Raw genomic sequence first — 24,924 nt, 5'->3', positions numbered from 1 at the left:
TAGACGACCGGTCTACTCAGGAGACGCTATGTCAGCTTCAAAATTGTTTACCCCACTGAAAGTCGGTGCCGTGACCGCGCCAAACCGCGTATTTATGGCCCCGCTGACCCGTCTGCGCAGCATTGAGCCGGGTGATATCCCGACGCCGCTGATGGGCGAATATTATCGCCAGCGCGCCAGCGCAGGTCTGATTATCTCCGAAGCAACGCAGATTTCCGCCCAGGCGAAAGGCTATGCCGGTGCACCGGGTCTGCACAGCCCGGAACAGATTGCCGCGTGGAAAAAAATCACCGCAGGCGTACATGCTGAAGAGGGACGTATTGCCGTTCAGCTGTGGCATACCGGGCGTATTTCGCACAGTAGCATTCAACCTGACGGCCAGGCGCCGGTATCGGCCTCAGCCCTGAACGCCGGCACCCGCACCTCGCTGCGCGACGAACAAGGCCGCGCTATCCGCGTGGATACCACTACGCCGCGCGCGCTGGAACTCGAAGAGATCCCTGGTATTGTGAATGATTTCCGACAGGCGGTGGCAAACGCCCGTGAAGCCGGCTTCGATATGATCGAGCTGCACTCTGCGCACGGATACCTGTTGCACCAGTTCCTCTCCCCGTCTTCTAACCAGCGTACCGATCAGTACGGCGGCAGCGTTGAAAACCGCGCGCGCCTGGTGCTGGAAGTGGTCGATGCTGTGGTAGCTGAAATCGGTGCTGACCGCGTCGGTATTCGCGTATCACCGATTGGCAGCTTCCAGAATGTGGATAACGGCCCGAACGAAGAAGCCGATGCGCTGTACCTGATCGAAGAGCTGGCAAAACGCGACATTGCCTATCTGCACATGTCCGAGCCGGACTGGGCCGGTGGCCAGCCTTACTCTGAAGCATTCCGTGAAAAAGTGCGTGCCCGTTTCCAGGGCGTCATTATCGGTGCGGGTGCGTATACACCTGAGAAAGCGGAAGATCTGATCAACAAAGGTCTGATTGATGCCGTTGCTTTTGGCCGCGATTATATTGCTAACCCGGATCTGGTCGCGCGTTTGAAACATAAAGCCGAACTCAACCCGCAGCGTCCGGAAAGCTTCTATGGCGGCGGTGCTGAAGGTTATACCGATTATCCAACTTTATAAACGGCGCATTGATAGCGGCGACACTTCGCCGCTATACTAAAACATCGTTTCTGTTCAAGATGATAAAAAGCTAAGAGGATACTATGCGCTTACTTCATACCATGCTGCGTGTTGGCGACCTGCAACGTTCCATCGAATTTTACACCAACGTGCTGGGCATGAAACTGCTGCGCACCAGCGAAAACCCGGAGTACAAATACTCCCTCGCCTTTGTCGGTTATGGCGAAGAGAGCGAAGAAGCGGTCATTGAGCTGACCTACAACTGGGGCGTGGACAGCTATGAGCTGGGCACCGCTTACGGTCATATCGCGCTGGAAGTGGACAACGCAGCAGAGGCGTGCGAGCGCATCCGTGCCAACGGCGGTAATGTCACCCGTGAAGCTGGCCCGGTTAAAGGCGGCACCACCGTGATTGCGTTTGTTGAAGATCCAGACGGTTATAAAATTGAACTGATTGAAGCCAAAGACGCCGGTCGCGGTCTGGGCAATTAATCCCCCGGGCGCGCTACGCGCCCGTTGTTTTACTGCATCCCTTCTCAAAATTTGCCATAATGCGCACTGCTTTTTCCCCCTTTTAAGAGACCCAGATGTCCGATATCGCTCAATTTTCCGGTCTGTGTGACCGTTTTCGTGGCTTTTATCCTGTCGTCATTGATGTAGAAACCGCCGGATTTAATGCTAAAACCGATGCGCTGCTTGAGATCGCCGCGATCACGTTGAAAATGGATGAACAGGGCTGGTTGATGCCGGACGAGACGCTGCATTTCCACGTGGAGCCTTTTGAAGGTGCCAATCTGCAGCCAGAGGCGCTGGCCTTTAACGGCATCGACCCGCACAATCCGCTGCGTGGCGCGGTAAGCGAATACGACGCCCTGCACGCCATCTTCAAAATGGTACGCAAGGGGATGAAAGACCAGAACTGTAATCGCGCCATTATGGTCGCCCATAACGCGACCTTCGATCATAGCTTTATGATGGCTGCCGCCGAGCGCTCTTCCCTGAAACGCAACCCGTTCCACCCGTTTGTGACCTTTGACACCGCGGCCCTGAGCGGACTCGCGCTGGGTCAGACGGTGCTGTCTAAAGCCTGTATTACCGCGGGTATTGAATTTGATGGCAGCCAGGCACACTCAGCCCTCTATGATACTGAGCGTACCGCGGAGCTGTTTTGCGAGATCGTCAACCGCTGGAAACGCCTGGGCGGCTGGCCGCTGCCGATAGGCGACAGCGAGGAATAAAAAAAGCGACCGTAAGGTCGCTTTTTTGCATGGCGAGAGACGTTACTCTGCGCCCGGCTCTTCCGATTTGTACTTGGCAGCGGTCTCTTTGATGAGCTGCTGCAGTTCACCGCGCTGATACATCTCGATCAGGATATCGCAGCCGCCAACCAGTTCACCATCAACCCACAGCTGTGGGAAGGTCGGCCAGTTTGCGTATTTCGGCAGCTCGGCGCGAATGTCCGGGTTCTGCAGAATATCAACGTAAGCAAAACGCTCACCACAGGCAGAAAGCGCCTGCACTGCTTGTGCGGAAAAACCACAGCTTGGCAGCTTCGGAGAACCTTTCATGTACAGGAGAATCGGGTTTTCAGCGATTTGCTGCTGAATTTTTTCAATAGTGGTGCTCATGTCTTGCTTCCTTTAACTTCTGTTACGGCAATCGTCTGTCATTGTAGCGTTTCAGAACGACAACGGAAAATAACATTTTCGTCACGTTATCTATTGTATCGCGCTACCGATAAAGCTGCATTCTAAAAGTAACTTAACCCTGTTCTGCCCAGGGTTTTGTTCAGCGAATGTACAATACGCTCTCTTTATGGTGATTTTTTTTGCGCTCGCTAACGAAACGTCGTTTTAGCGGTGAAAGTTTATTAACTTTGTCCCTTTTTATGGATTAGAATCGACGGGCTTTGTAAATCACACGCGGGTATTATTGTTGCCCGGAATTATTAGGGGATTGCCCAGTGGCGCGGATAAATAAAATCTCGATCACGCTCTGTGCTTTGCTGTTTACGACACTGACTTTCACCTCAACGGCGACCGCCTCAGAGCAGGCGCGGACCTCGGCCGTGCAAAAAAAACATCTGGTGAAAGTGACGGAACCCAAGAAAAAGAGCAGCAGCAAAAAAACCACGAAGAAAGAGAGCAGTAAAAAGAGCAGTAGCAAAAAAAACCTCGCAAAAACGCAGACCGCCTCCTCCAGTAAAAAAAGTAAAACCTCTTCCCGCACCGCGCCCAAAACCGCTTCTCGCGTGGTGACTGAAAAATGCACCGTCCGAAAAGGCCATAAAACCCACTGCGTCAAAACCAGCAAGCCCACGACGCTTGCCGAGGCGCATAAAGTGCGGATGCAGAAAGCGCAAAAGACGGCAATGAATAAACTGATGGGCCAGATTGGTAAACCTTATCGCTGGGGTGGCAACTCGCCACGTACCGGTTTCGATTGCAGCGGTCTGGTCTGGTATGCCTATAAAGATCTGGTGAAGTTCCGTATTCCACGTACCGCCAATGAGATGTACCACCTGCGCGATGCCTCGCCGGTCAATCGCGGCGAACTGGAGAGCGGGGACCTGGTCTTCTTCCGCACTCAAGGTCGTGGTACCGCCGATCACGTGGGGGTGTATGTGGGCAATGGGAAGTTTATTCAGTCTCCACGTACGGGTCAGGATATTCAGATCACCTCCCTGAGTGAAGATTACTGGCAACGCCATTATGTGGGTGCCCGCCGCGTCATGACCCCAAAAACCATTCGTTAACGCCCCACCCCGCTGCAACTGCAGCGGGATTTACAACGCTTTAACCCCACTCCGCTATTTGATACCCTAACCCTACACTCAATATGGTTATTGGGTGCGCAACTATAATAAGGAGTGAAGCAATGTCGTTCGAATTACCTGCATTACCATACGAAAAAACGGCGCTGGAACCTCATATTTCGGCAGAAACACTCGAATACCATTACGGTAAACATCATCAGACCTATGTCACGAACCTGAACAATCTCATTGCGGGTACGGCTTTCGAAGGCAAATCCCTGGAAGAGATTATTCGGACTTCCGAAGCGGGCGTTTTCAACAACGCAGCGCAGGTGTGGAATCACACTTTCTACTGGCACTGCCTGGCACCGAATGCGGGCGGAGAACCAACAGGTGAACTGGCGCAGGCGATTGCTGCAAGCTTCGGCAGCTTTGCTGATTTCAAAGCAAAATTTACCGATGCGGCGGTGAAGAACTTTGGCGCAGGCTGGACCTGGCTTGTGAAAGAGGCCGACGGCAAACTGGCCATCGTTTCAACCTCAAACGCCGGCACGCCGCTGACCACCAGCGCAACCCCGTTGATGACCGTGGACGTATGGGAACATGCATATTACATCGACTACCGTAACGCGCGCCCGAACTATCTGGAACACTTCTGGGCGCTGGTAAACTGGGACTTTGTGGCGAAGAATTTCGCTGCATAACGAAAACGCAGAAGGGTCACCCCTTCTGCGCTAGTATCTACTCCGCAACGCAGACCTGTTCAGGCTGACGACGACCCGACAGCAGCACCAGAAGCAAGCCAAAACCGGCTATCACCGCTCCCATCACTGGAACCACGCTGTAGCCCATTCCGCTGGAGATGACCGCACCACCCGCTGCCGCACCAAGCGCATTCCCGAGGTTAAACGCCCCGATATTCACCGAAGAGGACAATCCCGGCGCTTCGCTGGCGACCCGCATCACCCGCATCTGCAGTGGAGGCACCACGGCAAAGGTAGCGGCACCCCATACCACCATGCTGATGGCTGCACCAATTTCACTGCGCGCCAGCCACGGAATGGCAAGCATGATGACAATCAACAGCAGTAAAAAGCCTTTCAGCGTGGCGGTGACCGAGCGATCCGCCAGCTTGCCGCCCAGATAGTTGCCAATGGAAAATCCGACGCCAATCAACACCAGCATGGCGGTGACAAACGCGGGCGTCGCATGGGTAATATCGCGCAACACCGGTGAGATATAGGTATAAAGGGTAAACATTGCCCCGGCACCCAGCACGGTGGTTAACAGCGCGGAAAGCACTTGCGGACGCAGTAACACCGCCAGCTCTTTACGCACCTCCGGACGCTCACCCGCGCTCCCTTTCGGTAAAGAGAAGTAGAGGGCGACCATCGCCACCATGCCTAACCCGGCCGTGGCGAAGAAAGACATACGCCAGCCAATGGTTTCCCCCAGCCAGGTAGCTGCCGGAACGCCGCCGATATTGGCGATGGTGAGACCCATAAACATGGTCGCCACGGCGCTGGCCTGCTTATGTTTAGGTACCACGCTGGCCGCGACCACCGAGCCGAGGCCGAAGAACGCCCCATGATTCAGGCTGGTCAGGATGCGCGAGAGCATCAGGGTGCAGTAATCCGGCGCTACGGCAGATAGCACATTGCCGACGGTGAAAATTGCCATCAGGAAAATAAGTGCGTTGCGGCGTGCGCGGTGCGAGAGGAGAAGCGTCATCAACGGCGCCCCCACCATCACGCCGATGGCGTAAGCACTGATTAGCATCCCCGCCGCCGGGATAGAGACATCTACGCCACGGGCAATGACCGGGAGTAATCCCATGGGAGAGAATTCAGTCGTGCCAATCCCGAAGGCACCTATCGCCAGGGCCAGCAGGGGAAAATTGATTTTCATACGTCAACTCCAGAAACCGTGTCTTGATGCGACACAGAACAGTGAAGGCGAAAGCATGACATCAATCACAAAAAATGAGAAGTTAACAATTGCGCAAAAGATTTTTGCCAGAAGGGTAACAATCAGGAAAGGCAGGAGGGAGGTGATACTCCCCCCAGTCACTCAGTGCAGAATCGCGGTAAAACTTGCCGCAACAATCAGACCCAGAACAATGATGGTTGTTGTCAGCGAAAACTTAAGATCGGTATTCATCAATTTTTCTCCTTATAATCCCCCCACGAAAAGTGAGCCTGCTCATTTTTACACAATTTACGCTAAAAATCTTGCAGGATTTAGTGCGATATCCGTTTTTGCTCTTCCCCTTTTGGTCAAGATCAGACAAAATTCCAGGCTTAATTTATTAGCGTACCGGCCATTGACCCCCTCCTGACGTCCTGTGTCGTTTTCCCGGCGTACCGCAATTCAGATTGCGCAATTAGGGTGAGAGAAGGCAATCGTTTACCTTTCGGTTTTTCAGGAGTTTAGGATATGGTCTGGAGTGACATCTAATGGCAACAATCAAAGACGTAGCGAAACGAGCAAACGTTTCCACTACAACCGTATCACATGTAATTAACAAAACGCGCTTTGTCGCTGAAGAGACGCGTAATGCCGTCTGGGCGGCGATCAAAGAGCTGCACTATTCACCGAGCGCGGTCGCTCGCAGCCTGAAAGTGAATCACACCAAATCTATCGGCTTGTTAGCAACCAGTAGCGAAGCGCCCTACTTTGCCGAGATTATCGAAGCCGTGGAGAAAAACTGCTTCCAGAAGGGCTATACCCTGATTCTTGGCAACGCGTGGAATAACCTGGAAAAGCAGCGGGCCTATTTATCGATGATGGCGCAAAAGCGTGTCGACGGTCTGCTGGTGATGTGTTCAGAGTACCCGGAACCCGTGCTGACGATGCTGGAAGAGTATCGCAATATCCCGATGGTGGTGATGGACTGGGGTGAAGCGAAAGCTGACTTTACCGACTCCGTTATCGATAACGCCTTCGAGGGGGGTTACATGGCGGGGCGTTATCTGATTGAACGCGGACACCGTGAAATCGGCGTTATCCCCGGCCCGCTGGAGCGTAATACCGGCGCCGGACGTCTGGCTGGGTTTATGAAAGCGATGGAAGAGGCGCTGATCACCGTGCCAGAAAACTGGATTGTGCAGGGCGATTTTGAGCCCGAGTCCGGCTATCGTGCCATGCAGCAGATCCTCTCCCAATCTCCGCGCCCGACCGCCGTGTTCTGCGGGGGAGATGTGATGGCGATGGGCGCGCTCTGCGCTGCAGACGAGATGGGACTGCGGGTGCCGCAAGACATTTCGTTGATCGGGTATGATAACGTGCGCAACGCGCGCTTCTTCACCCCGGCTCTGACCACCATCCATCAGCCTAAAGATTTCCTCGGTGAAACCGCGTTTAACATGCTGCTGGATCGCATCGTCAATAAGCGAGAAGAGTCGCAATCAATTGAAGTGCATCCCCGCCTTATTGAACGCCGCTCGGTGGCCGACGGCCCGTTCCGCGATTATCGCCGTTAATCCTCCTGCGGAGCCAGCGCGTCTGGCTCCCGCAACCACTCTCTGTTCATCGTTTCGCTATCCCCAAGATAATCCAGCAGCCAGGCCAGCGCAGGCGACATGTCATTCTGTTGCCATGTCAGGCAGCAGGCCGCATCCGGGAAGGGATTCTCAAGTTGCAACGCCACCCATTTGCCGGCATCGATCCAGGGGCGGGCAAAATGGGCGGGAACCATCCCCACGCAGAGCCCGGCAGAGAGGCAATCGGCAGAGGATGCCCACTCCGGGGCAACGATTCGCCGCTGGTTATCCAGCAGCCAGGTAATGCGTTTGGGTAATGAGCGGGAGGTATCTTCCAGCACCAGCGAGGGCCAGCTGCGCAAGGTATCATCGCTGAGCGGCCCTGGCATCGCCGCCAGCGGATGGTGGCTTGCCACCACGCAGTACCAGCTGAGGGTTCCCATATCGCGAAACGCCCAGCGCCCACCCACGGGGATGGCCTGAGTCGCGCCGATCGCCATCTCTACCCGACCATCGGCCAGCGCATCCCAGACGCCATTGAACACCTCCTGCGAGACGCGCAGCTCCACATCAGAAAAGTGGCGATAAAAATCGAGGATCATCTGGCGGGTACGCTCGGGGCGGACGATATTATCCACGGCGATAGAGAGGTGCCCGCGCCAGCCGTTCGCAATCTGCTGGCACTGCTCGCGGGTGATCTGCATTTTTTTGATAACAGAGCGCCCTTCTTTCAAAAACCATGCCCCTGCCGGGGTCAGTTCCACGTCACGGTGGCGGCGTTCAAACAGCGGCACCGCCAGCCACTCCTCCAGCTGGCGCACCGTATAGCTGATGGCAGAAGGCACGCGATGCAGCTCTTGCGCTGCGCCGCTAAAGCTGCCGTTACGAGCTACCGCATCTACGACTTCAAGGGAATATTCTGACCACATTTTCTGCCTGCAAATTTTTTGAATGCAACCGCCAAATATTAACGTTTCACAAGCGGTATTGCACTCTCTACACTCAGCGGCTGCCACACCTGCATACAAAATGGGGAATACCATCGTGACACCCGGGAAAGGATTTTTAGTCTGGCTTGGCGGCTTAAGCGTGCTGGGCTTTCTTGCAACCGATATGTACCTGCCCGCTTTTGCGGCGATGCAGGAAGATTTACAAACACCAGCTGCTGCCATCAGCGCCAGCCTGAGCGTGTTCCTGGCCGGCTTCGCCTTTGCGCAGTTGCTCTGGGGGCCGCTCTCCGATCGCTTTGGTCGTAAACCAATCTTGCTGACCGGTTTAGCGATTTTCGCTGTCGGCTGCCTCGGCATGCTATGGGTGCGCGATGCGACCTGGCTGCTGGTATTACGATTCGTGCAGGCCGTGGGCGTATGTGCTGCGGCGGTCACCTGGCAGGCGCTGGTGACAGACTACTATCCGGCGTCCCGTACCAACCGTATATTTGCCACCATTATGCCGCTGGTCGGGCTCTCCCCTGCTCTCGCCCCGCTGCTGGGCAGCTGGCTACTGGCTCACTTTGACTGGCAAGCCATCTTTGCCGTCTTGTTCGCGATTACGCTGTTGTTGATGCTTCCGGCCTTCACCCTTAAACGCCGTAGCGTGCAGCATGTTAGCGCCGCCGCACCCGTCACCTTCACCACGCTCCTGCGCACCCGCGCGTATCGTGGCAACGTGCTGATTTATGCCGCCTGCTCCGCCAGCTTCTTCGCCTGGCTGACCGGTTCGCCGTTTATTCTCAACGAAATGGGTTACAGCCCGGCCGTAATTGGCCTGAGCTATGTGCCGCAGACTATCGCCTTTCTGGTTGGCGGCTATGGTTGCCGCGCAGCCCTGCAAAAATGGCACGGGCATCAGATGCTGCCATGGCTGCTGGTGTTGTATGCCCTGAGCGTGGTTGCTACCTGGGCTGTCGGTTTTATCCCCGGCGCGAACCTCGTGGAGTTGCTGATCCCGTTCTGTCTGATGGCGGTGGCTAACGGCGCGATCTACCCGATTGTGGTAGCGCAGGCGTTGCGTCCCTTCCCACAGGCCACCGGGAGCGCGGCGGCGCTGCAAAATACATTGCAGCTGGGGCTCTGTTTCCTGGCGAGCCTGCTTGTCTCCTGGCTTATTGCGACACCGCTGCTGACGACCACCAGCGTGATGCTGGCCACCGTGGCGCTGGCGGGGCTGGGCTATCGGATGCAGTATGTAAAAGCATCAGAGCAGCACGAAGCGCTGCAGCCAGAATCCTCAAAGGCATAGTGCCGCCAGACATTATGTTAAAAATCAGTTATTAGCCTGCTAACAACTTTCTGTTGAAGGAGGCTTTTTTCAGGCCTATACTGAGTTCGCGGTCTAATAATAACGATACTTATTATGTAGTAACGGGAGCCGGAGAGCTCCCGTTTCACCATGGAAGGCCTTTCGGCAAGGGTCACCTCCCTTCCTCTGTTCTACGTCGGATACTAGCCTCGCGGGAAAGCCGTGAGATTTCTCACAAACCAAAAGAGCGTCTACGCTGTTTAAAGGTTCTGATCACAGCGAGTGATGGAGAAGCTATGAGTTCATCGTGTATAGAAGAAGTCACCATCCGGGACGACAACTGGTTCCGGATCGTCAATGAAATGCTAAGCCGCGCGGGCATCGCGATTAACGGCACGGCCCCCTCTGATATTCAGGTCAAACACCCGGACTTTTTCAAACGTGTCATGCGGGAAGGTTCGCTGGGTCTTGGCGAGAGTTATATGGACGGCTGGTGGGAGTGCGAACGGCTGGATATCTTTTTCACTCGCGTTCTCCGCGCCGGACTGGAAAATCAGTTACCCAGTCATCTGAAAGATACGCTGCGCATTGCCACTGCCCGCCTGCTCAACCTTCAAAGCAAAAAACGCGCCTGGATCGTCGGAAAGGAACATTACGACCTCGGAAACGATCTCTTTACCCGCATGCTTGACCCCTTTATGCAGTATTCCTGCGGTTACTGGAAAGAGGCAGACTCTCTTGAACAAGCCCAGCAGGATAAACTGCAGCTTATTTGCCAGAAATTGCAGCTGGAGCCCGGCATGAGGGTGCTGGATATCGGTTGCGGCTGGGGTGGGCTGGCCCAGTATATGGCGCAGCACTATGGCGTGAGCGTCGTCGGGGTGACTATCTCTGCTGAGCAGCAAAAAATGGCACAGGCGCGGTGTGAGGGGCTGGATGTCACGATTTTACTGCAGGATTACCGTGAACTGCGCGATCAGTTTGACCGCATCGTTTCGGTAGGGATGTTCGAGCACGTGGGGCCCAAGAACTACCGCACCTATTTTGAAGTGGTCGATCGTAACCTTAAACCTGACGGGTTATTTCTGCTGCATACCATCGGCTCGAAAAAAACGGACCTGAAGGTGGATCCCTGGATCAACAAATACATCTTTCCGAATGGCTGTTTACCCTCTGTACGCCAGATTGCTACTGCCAGCGAACCGCACTTCGTGATGGAAGACTGGCATAATTTCGGCGCAGATTACGATACCACGCTAATGGCATGGTATTCGCGTTTCCTCGCCAGCTGGCCGGAAATTGCGGACAACTATTCAGAACGGTTTAAACGGATGTTCAGCTATTATCTGAATGCCTGTGCAGGGGCTTTTCGCGCGCGTGATATTCAGCTGTGGCAGGTGGTCTTTAGCCGCGGCGTTGAACACGGCCTGCGGGTCGCCCGTTAAAAAATACCCCGGCTTGCCGGGGTATTTTTTTATGCTTCATCAACAGCCTGTTTTATGGCTGCCTCTTTTGCCGCCAGGACGCGCTCTACGGTGTCAACCACCGCCTGGGTTTGCGGATCGATTTCAATATTGACACGATGGCCCAGTTTTTTATTCGCAAGCGTGGTGCGTTGCAAAGTTTCCGGGATTAAGTGCACGCAGAAGCGGGTTGGGGTCACTTCACCCACGGTCAGGCTAATACCATCTACGCCGATAAAGCCTTTATAGAGGATGTACTTCATCAGCGTCGGGTCCTGTACCTTGAACCAGATCTGACGATTGTTTTCAGAGGTAAGGATCTTAGAAATCTCGGCGGTAGTCATAATATGGCCAGACATCAGGTGGCCGCCAATCTCGTCGCTGAATTTCGCAGCGCGCTCGACGTTCACCCAGTCGCCTTCCACCAGCTCACCCAGGTTGGTAATGCGCAGCGTCTCTTTCATCAGGTCAAAGCTGATCAGATTGCCGTTGATCTCAGTTACCGTCAGACAGCAACCGTTGTGTGCAACCGATGCCCCCGTCTCCAGCCCGTCAAGCATGGTGTCGGGCAGCGCCACGACGTGGGTACGGAAGTTCGGTTTTTCATCGATAGACACCAGTTTTGCGGTGCCCTGCACAATACCAGTAAACATGCGTACAACTCCTCCAGGATCGGTACGGTGATTCCACCGTTAATCGCATCACAATAACAGTTGGAAATAGAGGTTGCCAGCACCCTGCCCTATCTGACGTTTTTTTCACTAGATAAATGGCTAAACCCCGCTACAATAGCTGAAATTCCCTCTATTTCTTCTTCTTGCTGCCAGTTACGGCGGCTTTTTTAGTCTCTCAAATAACAACAATATCAAAGGTGTTCACGTGCAGAAGTACATGAGTGAAGCGCGTCAGTTATTAGCCCTGGCGATCCCGGTGATACTCGCGCAAATTGCCCAGACCTCGATGGGTTTTGTCGATACAGTGATGGCGGGAGGCTACAGCGCCACCGATATGGCCGCCGTCGCCATCGGCACCTCTATCTGGCTGCCGGCCATTTTATTTGGTCACGGCCTGCTATTGGCATTAACGCCGGTCATCGCCCAGTTAAATGGATCCGGACGCCGGGACCGCATCGCGCATCAGGTACGTCAGGGGTTCTGGCTGGCGGGCTTTGTCTCGCTCTTGATCATGGTGGTACTGTGGAACGCGGGGTATATCATTCATGCGATGCGCAATATCGACCCGGCCCTGGCAGATAAAGCGGTGGGCTATTTGCGGGCTCTGCTCTGGGGAACACCCGGCTATCTCTTCTTCCAGGTGGCTCGTAACCAGTGTGAAGGGCTGGCAAAAACCAAACCGGGCATGGTGATGGGCTTTATCGGGTTGTTGGTGAACATTCCGGTGAACTACGTCTTTATTTATGGCCATTTTGGTATGCCTGAACTTGGCGGTGTGGGCTGTGGCGTCGCCACCGCGGCGGTCTACTGGGTGATGTTCTTCAGCATGATTTCCTACGTGAAGCGTGCCCGTTCGATGCGTGATATTCGCCATGAAGTGCCGTTTAGCAAGCCGGATAAAGCCATCATGATTCGCCTGATACAACTGGGCCTGCCTATCGCACTGGCGCTCTTTTTCGAAGTGACGCTGTTCGCGGTTGTCGCCCTGCTGGTTTCGCCGCTCGGGATCGTGGACGTGGCTGGTCACCAGATTGCGCTGAACTTCAGTTCATTGATGTTCGTGATGCCGCTGTCGCTGGCCGCGGCGGTGACTATCCGGGTGGGCTTCCGTCTTGGCCAGGGATCCACGCTGGAGGCGCAAACGGCGGCGCGTACCGGCATTGGCGTGGGCGTATGTATGGCGGTTTTCACCGCCCTTTTCACCATTACCCTGCGCGAGCAGATTGCCCTGCTTTATAACGATAACCCGGAGGTTATCACCCTGGCCTCACATCTGATGCTGCTGGCAGCGATTTATCAGATCTCGGACTCTATTCAGGTGATAGGCAGCGGTGTGCTGCGGGGTTATAAAGATACGCGTTCTATTTTCTTTATTACCTTTATTGCCTACTGGGTTTTGGGCTTGCCGACCGGCTACATTCTCGCGCTCACCGATCTGGTGGTGGATCGGATGGGGCCTGCCGGATTCTGGATGGGCTTTATCATCGGGTTAACCTCAGCGGCCATTATGATGATGCTGCGAATGCGTCACCTGCAGCGCCAACCGTCCCAGGTGATTTTACAGCGCGCCGCCCGCTAAGTGCACAGAAGCCGCCTGCGGGCGGCTACTTTCTCTTCATTTTGCGCGGGAATGAAGCAATCGCGTGAAATCCGAAAGAAATTTGCAGTTTACCTCTTGCCACCTCCCGCCTCTGCCGCTAATATTCGACCCCGTTGTCACACACAACAATGCGTTCATAGCTCAGTTGGTTAGAGCACCACCTTGACATGGTGGGGGTCGTTGGTTCGAGTCCAATTGAACGCACCATCTCTTCAGTGCGTCCGTAGCTCAGTTGGTTAGAGCACCACCTTGACATGGTGGGGGTCGGTGGTTCGAGTCCACTCGGACGCACCATTCTGTTTTATCTCGTTCATTCCCAGCTTTTTACCTTAAACCTTGTAATGTCTTTAGCTTATCCTGTAGCGAAGGGTTAACCTGCTCTCCCCTGCCCGTTTTGCTGATTAGCTACCCCCCCCAACGGTTGCGACGACAATCTTGCCTCCCCCAAAGCGTTGTCACACTCAGGCCAGGCGTTCAATGGCGTCGAAAAAACAGGCCTCCGTCATGATCACATTCTCACATTCGCTCTCTGGCTGACACATTCATCCCCTGTGCTGAACGGCTATTATGGCTTTGCCTGTTTCAGCAGGCCGTAACGAGCATTAAGTTGTTGCAGATGCTGCTCCGTCAGGCTCTGCTGCGCCGCAGGCCACGGTTCGCCTTCGGGTAAGACAGAGAGCTGGCGCAGCTGTTCTTCTGCCGGAATGGCGCGGTTAAACGACTGCATAATGGCAAACACCTGCGTTTTAAGTTCGCTGACGGTCATATACTTGCCGCGCTTTTCATCCAGTGCATTGAGCTGGTTCGCCAGGTTCTGTAGCCCCGTCATCCCCTGATACCAGCCGTTCAGGCCGGTCGTGGGTAACGCCTGTGCCGCAACCTGCTGCTGCCACTGCGTCGCCAGCGGTTTTGCCTGCTCAGGCCACAGCGTCAGCGCCTGCTGCACCAGCTGTCGGCTATAGCTGAAGGCCCAGTCCGGCTCTAATTGCCCCAGCCTTGCTAATTGCTGCTTCGTCTGGCTAATCCCCCTTTCCGGCAACAGCAAGCTCTGCGGCAACGTCTTCAACTGCGCCGGAGCAAGCGCGACGGGCAAGGGTGCCAGCGAGGCGGCAAGCTGCGCCTGTAGAGGATCCGGCTGGCGCATCGCCTGCCATCCGCCTACGGTGCCGCCTGCCATGACCAGCATGGTCAGCATTCCGGCGATAAATGGCCTCCACCACTTTGCGGCTTGTGAGGAGGCGCGCGCATACTCGATATGAGGTTGCGGCTCCGGCTGTACGACGTAGACCCTTTTCACAGGATCTGTTGGTTTACTGTCGCGAGCGGGGGGCTCTACGTCACCCGGCTCGGCAACGGGAGAGGGGTAAACCGCCCCGGTCGCACCATCGCTCTTTTCCAGCCGTATCACCGCGTTATGCAGTAACGTGCGCAGCGCAGTCAGATGACCGCCATGATTTAATTCCCGGCGCAGCAATACCTCTTCCAGCGCTTTCAGATGCGATTCGACCTGGTACATTTGACTGAGGTCGGTGTATGTCAGGGTCAGGGTGCGCATCCCCTGTTGAAGTCGTTTACTGAGCGTGCTGAGGACTTCCACTCGCGCATTAGCAGGATGCGGCCAGAGGTGCTCCCACTGCCAGGAGACCAGCGCCATCAGAACCGTTAACCCCTCGTTCATGCCGGACAACCCGGCATTATGCGTACGGGCAAGCGTATACCAGGCGGCGGTCTGCAACTCGACACCATTATGCTCAAACAGCGAAAGGCAGCGTTTCTCGATATAAATCCAGTCGACATCCGGGCGCGCCGGATGGGTCAGTTTGTTGATTTCATCGCGCAGGGCAACATAATCCGCAAGCGTGCGCGGATCGCCACCGGTTTTGAGGTGGCGTTCAGGAAAGGTTGGCATAGTCATTTCCGACAGAAAGAGCGTTAAATTGCGGCGCGAGCGTTCAGGTACTGCTGCTGTTTAAGATGGCGGATTAAGACCCTGCCTTCCGGCATAAACTCGGTACCGTAGCGCACCAGTCCGATGCCCTTTAGTTCCGCATCAATGGCGTAGCGCAGCTCGCCAGGCTGCCGCTGATCCAGCATCACTACGGTGATTTTGCTCAGGCGCGGCTCGTATTTCAGCAGCACGGCGGAGAGCGTCGCGATCAGCTGGTGCGCGGTGCCGGGCATCCCCTGGAGGATTTTGGTCATATCCGGCAGGCCGTAGTCCGGCAGATGTGCCAGCGTCCCGGCGCGGCAATTGAGAATGCGCTGCATGTTGTCCAGCACCGACAGGATGAGTTGGTTCTCCTCGCCGACGCTGTCCAGGTCGAGGCCGCCGACGAAGTTGCCGAAAAGCGTTTCATACAGAGACGGACGTGGCATTTCAGTCCTCCTTAAGCGGTTGCAGGGTCAGGCGGTTATTGCTGGCTTCAATAATGCGGGGTTTATCCGGGTCGAGGTCGTCGCGGGTGAGGACCAGACGCCATGTATCGTTCGCCTGGTCCGGCGACATAAACATCCCCGCCACCGCGACGAACTGTGCCGCCTCTTCCAGCGGCATGTCCAGCGTTACGGATTCTCCCGGACGAAGACGGATATCTTTTTCGGCCACCAGGTCAACTTTAATGGCCTGGCTGTCATCGGCAAACAGCGACGGATAATCGGTGCTGTCGAATGCCTTGCGGTCTTTCAGCTGGTAAATGCGTACGACCGTCGCCAGCGACGCCCCTTTCGCGTTGTTATTTACCCCCGAGCGCGCCTGAATATCCAGATGCAGGGTTTTAACCTGTTTGTAAAAAATGGAGCGGGTCATTGCGACCGTCCCGTCTTTTACCGTTTGCGTCAGCCCGCAGCCGGTTAAGGCCGTGGCGAGTGTTAATGCCAGCAGCGTCGCAGTGGTATTACCAGCGGTAATCGCCATCTTCATCGCTCTCCCTTCGGTGAATATTTTCCTGAACGCGCTGATAACGGCCCAGGTGAATGGTGATAACGTCATTGTTGTTTTGCTGCGCATTGAGCGGCCGCAGTACCGCCGTCCGTCCGAGCTGCCCCCTCTGGTCGTCATGGCACGCCAGACGGGCATCCGGCAGCAGATGCCGCGCCACGCACAGCTGCATCCGCACGTCCAGATGTGATCCCAGATAGACATGCAGCAGCGCCATCAGATCGCCGTGCAACTCCCCGCCGGGTAGCCAGCCGCGCACCTCGTCGGGGTTATCTGAGGTCAATTGCAACAGCACCTGACCATTCACGTCCGTCCCGTGCGTGCCCATGACAGGACGAAGCCGCAGGCCAATCGGTCGCTGCGTACTCATGGTGAGCGGATGCTTCAACTCGATGCGGCAACGGTCGTGGGGATACACCGTCGCTCGGGTATCCGGTGCCAGGAGTTGAACCAGCGCAGCGATCCCCTCCGCCGTGCGCCCCGGTAGCAACATGACCGGCATCAGCGCCAGAAAGCGCGACAGCGGCGTGGCGGTATTGTCCGCACAACCGGGTATCCCCAGCCCCGCCAGCCCAAGCAGATACTGCGAGGTATTGTCAGTGCCGCCCGCCTCAAAAGTCGCCGGATAAGAATACTTACGCCAGATACGGTAATACTGGGCGATCAGCCGATGGTTGAAGATATCGAGAAAATCGCGTGTGGCTTCAACTCCCTCCCGCCGCTGGGCGATATCGTCGATATAGTGCGTCGGCAGCGGCGATTCGACGCCGTACAGGCCCATAAAGGTGATATTGACCGATGGCGGCAGATGCGTATGTTCAGGTTCCGGCTCCGTCAGTCCCCTGATTTCACTGGCCGGGAACCCCATCCCCGGATGCGGGCGGAAACGGACAGGCTCCTGACGTGGCTGCCAGTCGCTGCCAGGCACCGGCGCATCCGGTTGACTCTGTTCAAGCAACCGGCAGAAGCGGTAAAAATTCATGTACGGCAGTTGGGGCCGTACCCTTTCCATCATCCGGGCAGGCGCGGACTGTGATTCTCTTTCCACCGGATACACTTCCCTTCAGGCTGAACACTCAGCGTGAGCTGGTTAAACTGGTTCATGTCGGCGTACAGGGCAAAAAAGCGGTTGAGCATTTCACCAAACAGGTGGATGTCGCCTTCACCCGTAAAGCCGTTGCTGTCGAGCGTCACTTCCACGTCCAGACCCCGCAGCAGAAACCCCTCTTCGAAACGCTGAATACGGTGGTGCCTGACGTCCAGAATGGCGTCCAGGCGACGGTTGTTTAACTCATCGTCCCGCCAGTTATAGAGCGACAGCGTGCCGCGCAGCACATCCGCGCTGCTCATCATATTCAGAAAGCGGGTTCCCAGATGGCTCATCACCCGCCAGTGGAAACGATCTTCCGCAGGAGGGTAGGCCGGGAGCGTCGGCTTACACAGGTTGCGCACGATTAGCGGCGTTTCGGAGACCTGTTCACAGCGGTCAAGCAGCGTGCTTTGCAGCGCCCGGCGCGGCAGCTGGCCGTTGGTGCCGGTGATACGCAACGACACGGTTTCCCGGGCTATTTCCCGGTCAGCCTCCCACTGCTGGCCGCCGAGGATCAGCCAGGTATCGTGCATGCCGTTCACGCCCCGCTTCACGCGAGTGTGGAAATAGCGTTCCGGCGCGTGGCGGCGCATCATCCCGCCCTGATGACGGAAGCTGGTGAACGGCACATAGCGCGCATCCCCGGTACGCCCGGAGCCGGTAACGCTGTCAACGGAGTAAATCTCGGTGTGCCCGTCCTGCAGGCGCTTCGGACGCAGCAGATACTCGCTTTCCAGCCCGCTGATAGTCAGCGGATCGGCCTCAAGCATGAACAGGTTAATCACCGGAACGCAGTGCAGGCGCAGGGTGTCGCGGGTCACCGGCAAATCGCTCTGCCAGACCTGGCTGAACACCACTTCGATATCAACATGTTCTGTCCCCGACGGCAGTGTGATGTTTTCCAGGCCGTTAAGGTGCACGAACATAAATTTTTCACGGAACGTGAAATACTCCAGCAGCAGCTGATACCCGCTAAACGCACTGCCCGCTTTAGGCCACAGGCCGTCTTCATCGCCAAAGCCGCCTGGCGAGAAGTAACCGTCGAGCGCGATGCGATCCGTCTGCCCCGGCAAACGCAGGTAAAGGCTGGCCTGGCGTTTGGTCAGCCACAGGTGCAGGGCGCTGCCCGTCACGACCTCTTCCCCGAGATACAACGGCAGTCGGCGCAGATCGACCTGCGACCAGTCGGCCTGGCCGCTGCAAGTGAAGCGTAACCGCAGGACTGAACGTCCGTCCGGCTCTGTGGTCATCACCACGTCTGACACCACCAGCGGGTTGAGCCTAAGATCACGGGTGGTGCGGTAGCGGCAAACGGTATTTTTCTGCCCCACCGGGCGGGACGAGATTTCCAGCCCGGCGGGAATGACTTCGCTCATCTTCATCGCCGCAACGTCCGGGCTGAACGCCACAATCGACAGCGACGGAATGGTGCGCATGTAGTGTGGCCACAGCATGCTGACCAGCCCTTCCGTCAGCTCCGGCAGGTCGTCATCAATTTTCTCGCGCAGACGGCCCATCGAGAAGGCAAACCCTTCAAACAGGCGCTCGACGTACGGGTCTGGCGTACCGGCCTTATCAAGATCCAGCATCGCCGCCCGGTCCGGGTGGGTTTGCGCGAACTCCTTTGCCGCCTCGCGCAAGTAGCGCATTTCGGCGTCAAAATAACGCAGGGTTAAATCTTCCATAGATTCCAGATCGTTAACGTCCAGTAGGAGGGTTGGTGATTAGCCCTAACACGCGAATACTAATTGGGAAAAAAACGATATCAGCAGCCGCGGCGAAAGGCGTGAGAACGACATTTGTCACTAAATTAACAGGATGGAATTCTGTAGAATCATTATCGACATAAAATTCGACCTTATGGGGTTTATCCAGTAGCGTCATATCATTGAACAAGCTGTTATTTTTCTCACGAGGAAGTATTACCCCAGCTAAAGATATACGTTTGACATAGTCTTCACCTTTACGCTGAAAACCAACCTGCTTTAACGTTTCGACATCGTGGTCTGTAATTGTTTTAATTTGTTGATTTACGAATACAAAGTGTTCATCGGAGAAACTTAATATTGCACCATCATTATCTGGTTTTTTAAGCTCAAGCCTTAGAGCGTCTTTTTTTTCGAAGCCCAAGACTAAAGGGTATTGAGTCGATATTTTATCTAGCGCCAGAAGCTCATTAGCCCCAGTAGTAAGAATATAAATATTTTGCTTTCCCAGAAATGCAACACCATTTTCAGGAATAGACACTTTTATTGAAGATGTGCCTTGCAAGGCCGTAACTGAAAGGTTTTTATATTGAAAAGCCGCCGTTACATTGTCCTCAATAACCGTTTTATATCCATATCGATGCTCAACGACTTCGTTACCGCTCCAAAGCAGAGCTGTACATCCTGACGCTAAAAATACGAAAGACAACATGACGGTTTTTACGAAACGCATATGTTTCTATTTCCTTATAGAATAAATAATATGGTGAGAAAGTAATCAGCCGCACAGTACTGCGGCTTTTACCGGATCAATTGCAACCAGCCCTGCCAGCAGCAACTCCATTTCCGGATTCAGACGCGCCTTATCCGCCTCGCTACGTCCTGCTTTCATGCGCAGCAGTTGCAGGCGGCGGGCTTTTACTTCAAACAGAAGCCCGGGTTCCCACTGGGTGAGCGTGACGGCTGTCGCCCCGTCGTCCAGCTCACCCAAAAGGTGCAGCGCCAGCTCATTTTTGCCCGTCTGCTCGGCGACTCTCGCCTTCAACAGACGCAGCAGCCAGCGGTTGCGCCTTGAGGTGATGCCAGGGCGATTTTGCAGCCACGCCAGCGCAGCCTCCGTCCCTCGCTATCGGCAAAGGCTAAGGCTTCTGTCTCAAGCTGCAGAATGTCCTCATCGCCCACCGCGGGAGAAGCCCCGAGCGTGTGTGCCTCAGACCAGCCTGTCGTACTCTCCTGCACTTGCTGTTGGATCCAGCTAAGCGTCACGTCGTCGGCAAAGGGCGTACCGTCGTTAAAGGCCAGCGTCTCCATTCCCGTCAGACGTGAGAGAAACCCTTTCAAGTCAGCCTGGATAATAGCCGCCTCGTGTTCACGGCCTGATTTGACCAGCGCCTGATGCAGATACCACTGCACATCCAGCCACAGATGGTTGGCCCCGCGTGACAGCAGGCTGTCCGCCTCCTCCATCAGCTCCCGCCAGCTCTGCTGCAGATACAGGCGTTTCAGAAGCGCCCGCTGGTCAGGTTTCGGCGGCTCAATGCGGGTTCTGCCGTCCGCCAGGAGAGGCGGTAGCTCGTGAAGCGTGTCGTGGCGAAGGTTTTTTATTAAACGGTGGGCGGACAGCCAGCCTTCCGGCTGGTTTCTCAGGTAATCAGCCAGCACTCGCGCCTGCGCCAGCAGCTCCTGCCCTGACGCGATTCCGCCCAGCGAGGGCACGTTCGCGTCCGTCATGGATGTATGACCGGTATCGCTAACGTTTTGCGGCACAACGGCCTCCGGGCCGCCGGATTTTTGCAGACGCGTTTCCAGCGCGGTGTAAAGCCCAGCCGGTAAAACGATTTCTCCTGCCTGCTCCAGCAGTAACAGCGCACCGGCACTACGCAGGGTATCGGCATTGTTGACTTCCGGGTAACGTGCGAGGCTGTCGAGCATTCTGGCGCTGGCAAGCCATTCGAACGCCCCCAGGCGACTGCGCTCGCGCTGCGGATGCAGTTGTACGCCATAACGCAGCACTAATGCTGCCATCAGCTCAAGACCGTCTGCCAGGCCCGCCTCACCATCGCGATGCAGGCGCGCCCAGGCATAATAAGAGACCACGCGAATATCTTTGGTTGTGGTGGTCAGCAGTTTTTCGGCAAGCTGACAGACCCGATCCGTGTCTGCGCCGGAGAGTTTGTTTACCTCCTCCCGCATCTGCTGAAAATCATCATCGTAGCCCGGGTCTTCCCCGACTGGATTTTCAGCTGATACCGGTTGCAGCCAGTTTTCCCATAGCGACAGACGCTGTTGCGTCCGCGCAGCCACGTCATCCTCATTGGCCTGGCAGGCGCTAATCAATGTCTCAACGGTCGCCATCAGTACGTCTCCTCTGTATTATCTTCGTCCTCTGTCGGGTAGGCCATTGCAGGTGCGCTGACGCTGAATATGGCCTCCGGCAGGCTAAAATTACGTAATTTCAACAGAGCCAGCGGCCCTTCTCCCGCTTCGGTGCGCAGGGTATAGTTCAGCGGCCTGCCATCCTGAGCCTGCCAGCTCAGACTCCAGCTACTGCCCGTTCCCGGGTAGGCGCTGACCGTGGCTTTGTCCAGGAGCCGTATCCAGCCCCATGCGCCGGACATATCGGCGTACTGCCGCGTTCCGGCCTGGGTACTGATCCAGCTCAGGGCCGCGCCCGGGGCTTCCGTATCCGCAGGCCAGGTGAATCGCTTCCAGGCGGGCATCTGGTTCATATAACTCAGCTTTTGGCTATCAATCACCAGCGTGGTTTGCATAACGCCATCAGCCGTGCCGGGGCGGATCTCAAAAGAAAGCCCGGCCTCGCCGTTGGTAAACACCACATCGGAGAGGTGGCTCAGGGTATCGACCGCGCGAATGAAGGCCGGATTAAAGGTTAACCCCTGAGCGTTTATGCTGTCCGGCACCCAGTGACTTCCTTCTTTATGCAGTACGCCGTTTAGCCGGGTCTGCAGAAACTGCGTAATGCGTCCGGAATCGGCATTGAGGTATTTGGCCAGCAGCGGCAGGGATACCTCGCTGCTGACATCCTTAAACGGATACCTGCCGCCAAACGCCGTGTTCCAGTCCGCGACCACCGCGCTTTGCCACTGGGCATTGAGGCTTTCCGCTGCCGGGGTCAGCACCTGCTGCCAGGCCTGTTCCATGGGGCGAACGAATACCGTCTGCCCGAAGCCGCTCCACTCCTGGCCCAGTCCCGCCGCCACCAGGCTGCCGTAGTCACGGGTTTCAGTTAAATCCACCGCCTTTCCCTGGAACACCGTCTGAGCCAGCGACTGGGTCATCGCCTGCGGATCGGTGGCATTGGTCACCTGCTGTAGGCGCAGGCGCACCTGAGTCACGCGAGTCAGGAAGGTTTGCAGGCTGAGGTCCGCATTGCCCGTCCCTTTCGTCTGACTGCCCATCAGCGCCAGTACCGGCCCAAAGGTTGCATCGAGCGGGCCATGAGCACCGACCTGCTGGTCGATGGCGGGTTGCTCATCGCGGTTAAACAGGTTTTTCGCCGATTTGACCAGCGAATCGGATATTGCCTCCCCGGTCTGCCCGGTGCGTCCCTGTACGCTCAGGGTGTTCATCAGGGCTACCAGCGGCGACTGACGCACATCGGCCATCAGGGTCAACTGGTCAATAGCGTCCGACAGTGTGGCTGCCGGCTGGAGTCGCAGGCTATTGAGGAAGTCGAGCCAGACGCCGCCAAAATCAGCAAAGTAGCGTTCCGTCAGGCGCGCTTTCAGCGCGTCCGGGGAGGCCTGCTGTGTGGCTGGCTGTTTAGTGTCGCTCAGTACCCAGTCCATTTCATCGCGACGCTCCCTGACGACCTTTTCAATGGCGGGCTGCACCGCCTGCTCCCACGCCTGGCGGGTGAACATCCCCGGCACCACTTCACCGGTCGTGAACAGGCGCGACGCATCCGTATCGCCGGTCATGTCCGACAGGCGCATGTCGGCATACTGGTTTGCCACCTGCGCGAGCATCTTCTGGTACAGCGTGGATTCGCTGTTACGCATCCCCATCTGGCGGATCAGCAGCGTCCGTGCCTGGCTAATCAGCCCTTCATCAGGATGCAATCGCCACTGCGGGTGGGTCACCAGATTGGCGCCGTAGAACCGAAGCAGCGAAGTGCCGCTTCCCTGCCAGATGCCGTCTTTCACACCCGAACGCTGCGGCCAGTCCTGCATCAGCATGCCGGAGAACCAGGCGGCGTCCATTCGCTCCGGTCGGGCCAGCATCAGGTACAGTTTCAACTGGTCGTAAGCGGTTTTGGTCATCTTCTCGCGTAGAGGGCTGTCCGGCGGAAGCTGCACGAAGGCGCTCAGCTGTTTCTGAAGATGGGTAGTCGCCGCATCGCGCAGCAGCGGTATCGCATTTTCGCCGTAGCGCGGCAGCAAGGCCGCCAGCAGATCATCATTCTGGCTAAGGCCGCCGCGGGCGTACCACGGCGCACCGTGTTCCGCGCGATACTGAAGGCGGGAAAGGGTTTTCTGCAGTTCCGAAAGTGCCTGCAGACGCGCAGCCAGCGGCTTATTGTCTGCGGAGGCCTGATGAACTTGCTCCTGTGCGGACGCTACCAGACTGCGGTTGGCGGTGAAGGAGACCATCATCGAAATGCTCAACAACAGCATAAGGATGGGGGCCACTGCCAACAGTCCTTTTCTCCGTGATAATCCCTTTTTATGTACTTTTAACCCGGCGGGCAAGGTTACGAGAGAGTCCAGCAACACATCCCAGCGTTCATCTTTACCCCAGTGATGTTTTACACGACGGGCTACATCCGGGGATGATGGACTGAACAGAAGCCCAGCCAGGGACAACGAATGGTACGGATTCAGAAGTGCAGACAAAGGAGCGCTTATTTTTTCTGCGGATACTGAAAGTAACCATTTTAGATCCAACAAAAATGTGAATTCCGGGTTAAGACAAATTTGCTGTATACCAGGGAGCGTCAGTTGTCCGGCCAGATGCTGTAACTGTGTATCAATATCAGCGGGTTTCGCACATTCCGGCAACAGGCAGCCCCCCACTGGCTGGGTCGTTTTACCCTTATGCCAACGCCCTGGATGCACAGACCAGATATACAATGGTAACCGCCAGCCTGTATGCTCATACCGGGTAACAAGACGATTCGAAATGCTGTCCATTTCATCTGACGATAATGTGGCGTCATTTACCGGCTCGTTCAGTATTGCAAACTTATCAAATATGGATGTCACCCAAACCAACGCATCCACCGGGCAAGAACATAATGTGCGTACAGCCTTGAACCAGTCGCTGTCTGGCGAAATGTTAATATCTCCCCCCCACAGCAATACTGTTCCCTGATCTTCCAGCCAATACTGGCTACTCAGACCTGGTGCAAGATGTTCCACATCAGTAACGCTGCCTGCCAACATCAGGATGGTGACCTTTCGCCGCCAGAAAAGCCCATACTTATCGCGAAGCACCTGCTTCAATGTGGTCAGTGTCGCTACATGTGTCGTTTTTTGTCCCAGCGGAGATATTTCAGATGATGAGGTGCGGGTGTTAGCATCTTTGTTTTTGTACCTGAGCCAGAAGAACTGAACTATCAGTCCCCCGTAACGCAGCAGAAACACAACAATACACAATCCTGTAAAAGCATAAAGCTTTGCCTGAGAGCTTGTCAGACCGATCCTGTCACCAAAATGATAAATTCCCCAGGCAATGCCAGCCAGTACCAGTACGACAAACCAGAAGCGGCTGCTCCAGTGTTCAGTACTACCCGATGCAATCATCCTTTTTTCCTGTTCTGCCAATGTTGATTTAATTCTCCGGCCCGTTTTTATTGTGCCTTCTCCGTTTTACGGGAACGACAACTGG

The 24,924-nt window shown here is 55.8% G+C and carries 21 protein-coding genes, 2 tRNA genes and 1 pseudogene; 11 read left to right on the top strand and 13 right to left on the bottom strand.

Features of this window, described 5'->3' with window-relative positions; all coding sequences use genetic code 11:
- Positions 1-28 precede the first annotated feature (28 nt).
- The 3 genes from B3511_RS08560 to rnt all read left to right on the top strand — a co-directional run bounded on the left by B3511_RS08560 (position 29) and on the right by rnt (position 2,363).
- Complete coding sequence (locus B3511_RS08560; RefSeq protein WP_286781755.1) at positions 29-1,126, top strand: alkene reductase; 1,098 nt, start codon at positions 29-31, stop codon at positions 1,124-1,126.
- 83 nt (positions 1,127-1,209) lie between these two features.
- On the top strand, positions 1,210-1,617 hold the full coding sequence (gloA, locus tag B3511_RS08555) for a lactoylglutathione lyase (protein WP_046885972.1): 408 nt from the start codon (positions 1,210-1,212) through the stop codon (positions 1,615-1,617).
- A gap of 95 nt (positions 1,618-1,712) precedes the next feature.
- On the top strand, positions 1,713-2,363 hold the full coding sequence (gene rnt / locus B3511_RS08550; protein ID WP_046885971.1) for a ribonuclease T: 651 nt from the start codon (positions 1,713-1,715) through the stop codon (positions 2,361-2,363).
- A 42-nt stretch (positions 2,364-2,405) separates the two neighbouring features.
- Here rnt and grxD read toward each other — a convergent pair whose 3' ends face one another.
- Complete coding sequence (gene grxD, locus B3511_RS08545; protein ID WP_032617810.1) at positions 2,406-2,753, bottom strand: monothiol glutaredoxin 4; 348 nt, start codon at positions 2,751-2,753, stop codon at positions 2,406-2,408.
- Between the two features lie 335 nt (positions 2,754-3,088).
- On the opposite strand from grxD, the gene B3511_RS08540 reads away from it, so the two are divergent.
- Both B3511_RS08540 and sodB read left to right on the top strand, forming a co-directional pair.
- The gene (locus tag B3511_RS08540) at positions 3,089-3,880 is read left to right on the top strand and encodes a C40 family peptidase (protein ID WP_286781749.1); all 792 of its coding nucleotides are present in this window, start codon (positions 3,089-3,091) and stop codon (positions 3,878-3,880) included.
- A gap of 122 nt (positions 3,881-4,002) precedes the next feature.
- Complete coding sequence (gene sodB / locus B3511_RS08535) at positions 4,003-4,584, top strand: superoxide dismutase [Fe] (protein ID WP_212477983.1); 582 nt, start codon at positions 4,003-4,005, stop codon at positions 4,582-4,584.
- A 37-nt stretch (positions 4,585-4,621) separates the two neighbouring features.
- Here sodB and B3511_RS08530 read toward each other — a convergent pair whose 3' ends face one another.
- Together B3511_RS08530 and B3511_RS08525 are read right to left on the bottom strand one after the other, a co-directional pair.
- Positions 4,622-5,788: an MFS transporter gene (locus tag B3511_RS08530; RefSeq protein WP_286781746.1), complete on the bottom strand. Its 1,167-nt coding sequence runs from the start codon at positions 5,786-5,788 to the stop codon at positions 4,622-4,624.
- A 162-nt stretch (positions 5,789-5,950) separates the two neighbouring features.
- Positions 5,951-6,040: a YnhF family membrane protein gene (locus B3511_RS08525; RefSeq protein ID WP_040075924.1), complete on the bottom strand. Its 90-nt coding sequence runs from the start codon at positions 6,038-6,040 to the stop codon at positions 5,951-5,953.
- A 296-nt stretch (positions 6,041-6,336) separates the two neighbouring features.
- Here B3511_RS08525 and purR point away from each other — a divergent pair, with 296 nt between their 5' ends.
- On the top strand, positions 6,337-7,362 hold the full coding sequence (gene purR / locus B3511_RS08520; RefSeq protein ID WP_040075925.1) for an HTH-type transcriptional repressor PurR: 1,026 nt from the start codon (positions 6,337-6,339) through the stop codon (positions 7,360-7,362).
- On the opposite strand, the gene punR is transcribed toward purR, so the two are convergent.
- Positions 7,359-8,291, bottom strand: a complete 933-nt coding sequence (gene punR / locus B3511_RS08515; RefSeq protein WP_286781741.1) for a DNA-binding transcriptional activator PunR — start codon at positions 8,289-8,291, stop codon at positions 7,359-7,361. The genes purR and punR overlap by 4 nt on opposite strands.
- 115 nt (positions 8,292-8,406) lie before the next feature.
- On the opposite strand from punR, the gene punC reads away from it, so the two are divergent.
- Entirely contained in the window at positions 8,407-9,603 is a 1,197-nt protein-coding gene (gene punC, locus B3511_RS08510; RefSeq protein WP_286781739.1) for a purine nucleoside transporter PunC, read from the top strand.
- Between the two features lie 296 nt (positions 9,604-9,899).
- On the top strand, positions 9,900-11,048 hold the full coding sequence (gene cfa, locus B3511_RS08505; protein ID WP_286781737.1) for a cyclopropane fatty acyl phospholipid synthase: 1,149 nt from the start codon (positions 9,900-9,902) through the stop codon (positions 11,046-11,048).
- A 29-nt stretch (positions 11,049-11,077) separates the two neighbouring features.
- On the opposite strand, the gene B3511_RS08500 is transcribed toward cfa, so the two are convergent.
- The gene (locus B3511_RS08500) at positions 11,078-11,719 is read right to left on the bottom strand and encodes a riboflavin synthase (protein ID WP_046885965.1); all 642 of its coding nucleotides are present in this window, start codon (positions 11,717-11,719) and stop codon (positions 11,078-11,080) included.
- A 226-nt stretch (positions 11,720-11,945) separates the two neighbouring features.
- On the opposite strand from B3511_RS08500, the gene mdtK reads away from it, so the two are divergent.
- The 3 genes from mdtK to B3511_RS08485 all read left to right on the top strand — a co-directional run bounded on the left by mdtK (position 11,946) and on the right by B3511_RS08485 (position 13,634).
- Positions 11,946-13,319, top strand: coding sequence for an MdtK family multidrug efflux MATE transporter (gene mdtK / locus B3511_RS08495; RefSeq protein ID WP_212477978.1), 1,374 nt, complete (start codon positions 11,946-11,948; stop codon positions 13,317-13,319).
- 151 nt (positions 13,320-13,470) lie between these two features.
- Positions 13,471-13,547, top strand: a tRNA-Val gene (locus B3511_RS08490).
- Positions 13,548-13,557: 10 nt separating this feature from the next.
- Positions 13,558-13,634 (top strand) — tRNA-Val (locus tag B3511_RS08485).
- A 271-nt stretch (positions 13,635-13,905) separates the two neighbouring features.
- On the opposite strand, the gene B3511_RS08480 is transcribed toward B3511_RS08485, so the two are convergent.
- From B3511_RS08480 to B3511_RS08445, 8 genes and pseudogenes are all read right to left on the bottom strand, one after another.
- Positions 13,906-15,249 carry a VasL domain-containing protein gene (locus B3511_RS08480; RefSeq protein WP_286781734.1) on the bottom strand — a complete coding sequence of 448 codons (1,344 nt, stop codon included), beginning with the start codon at positions 15,247-15,249 and terminating at the stop codon, positions 13,906-13,908.
- A 23-nt stretch (positions 15,250-15,272) separates the two neighbouring features.
- Complete coding sequence (tssE, locus tag B3511_RS08475) at positions 15,273-15,716, bottom strand: type VI secretion system baseplate subunit TssE (protein ID WP_286781732.1); 444 nt, start codon at positions 15,714-15,716, stop codon at positions 15,273-15,275.
- Between the two features lies 1 nt (position 15,717).
- Positions 15,718-16,254, bottom strand: a complete 537-nt coding sequence (tssJ, locus tag B3511_RS08470) for a type VI secretion system lipoprotein TssJ (RefSeq protein ID WP_286781730.1) — start codon at positions 16,252-16,254, stop codon at positions 15,718-15,720.
- Entirely contained in the window at positions 16,235-17,290 is a 1,056-nt protein-coding gene (gene tssG / locus B3511_RS08465) for a type VI secretion system baseplate subunit TssG (RefSeq protein ID WP_286783669.1), read from the bottom strand. The genes tssJ and tssG overlap by 20 nt, the downstream gene beginning before the upstream one ends.
- Positions 17,290-19,053, bottom strand: coding sequence for a type VI secretion system baseplate subunit TssF (gene tssF, locus B3511_RS08460; protein ID WP_286781728.1), 1,764 nt, complete (start codon positions 19,051-19,053; stop codon positions 17,290-17,292). Before tssF ends, tssG begins: the two co-directional genes overlap by 1 nt.
- Before the next feature lie 13 nt (positions 19,054-19,066).
- Positions 19,067-19,807, bottom strand: a complete 741-nt coding sequence (locus B3511_RS08455; RefSeq protein WP_286781726.1) for a hypothetical protein — start codon at positions 19,805-19,807, stop codon at positions 19,067-19,069.
- 45 nt (positions 19,808-19,852) lie between these two features.
- Positions 19,853-21,429, bottom strand: a pseudogene (gene tssA / locus B3511_RS08450) (type VI secretion system protein TssA).
- Entirely contained in the window at positions 21,429-24,839 is a 3,411-nt protein-coding gene (locus B3511_RS08445; protein ID WP_286781724.1) for an ImcF-related family protein, read from the bottom strand. Before B3511_RS08445 ends, tssA begins: the two are co-directional and overlap by 1 nt.
- Positions 24,840-24,924: the final 85 nt, after the last annotated feature.

It is taken from the genome of Leclercia sp. UBA1284 (assembly GCF_002308415.1).
GTDB classification, from domain to species: Bacteria; Pseudomonadota; Gammaproteobacteria; order Enterobacterales; family Enterobacteriaceae; genus Enterobacter; species Enterobacter pneumoniae.
This window is presented reverse-complemented; position numbering and strand designations above follow the sequence as displayed.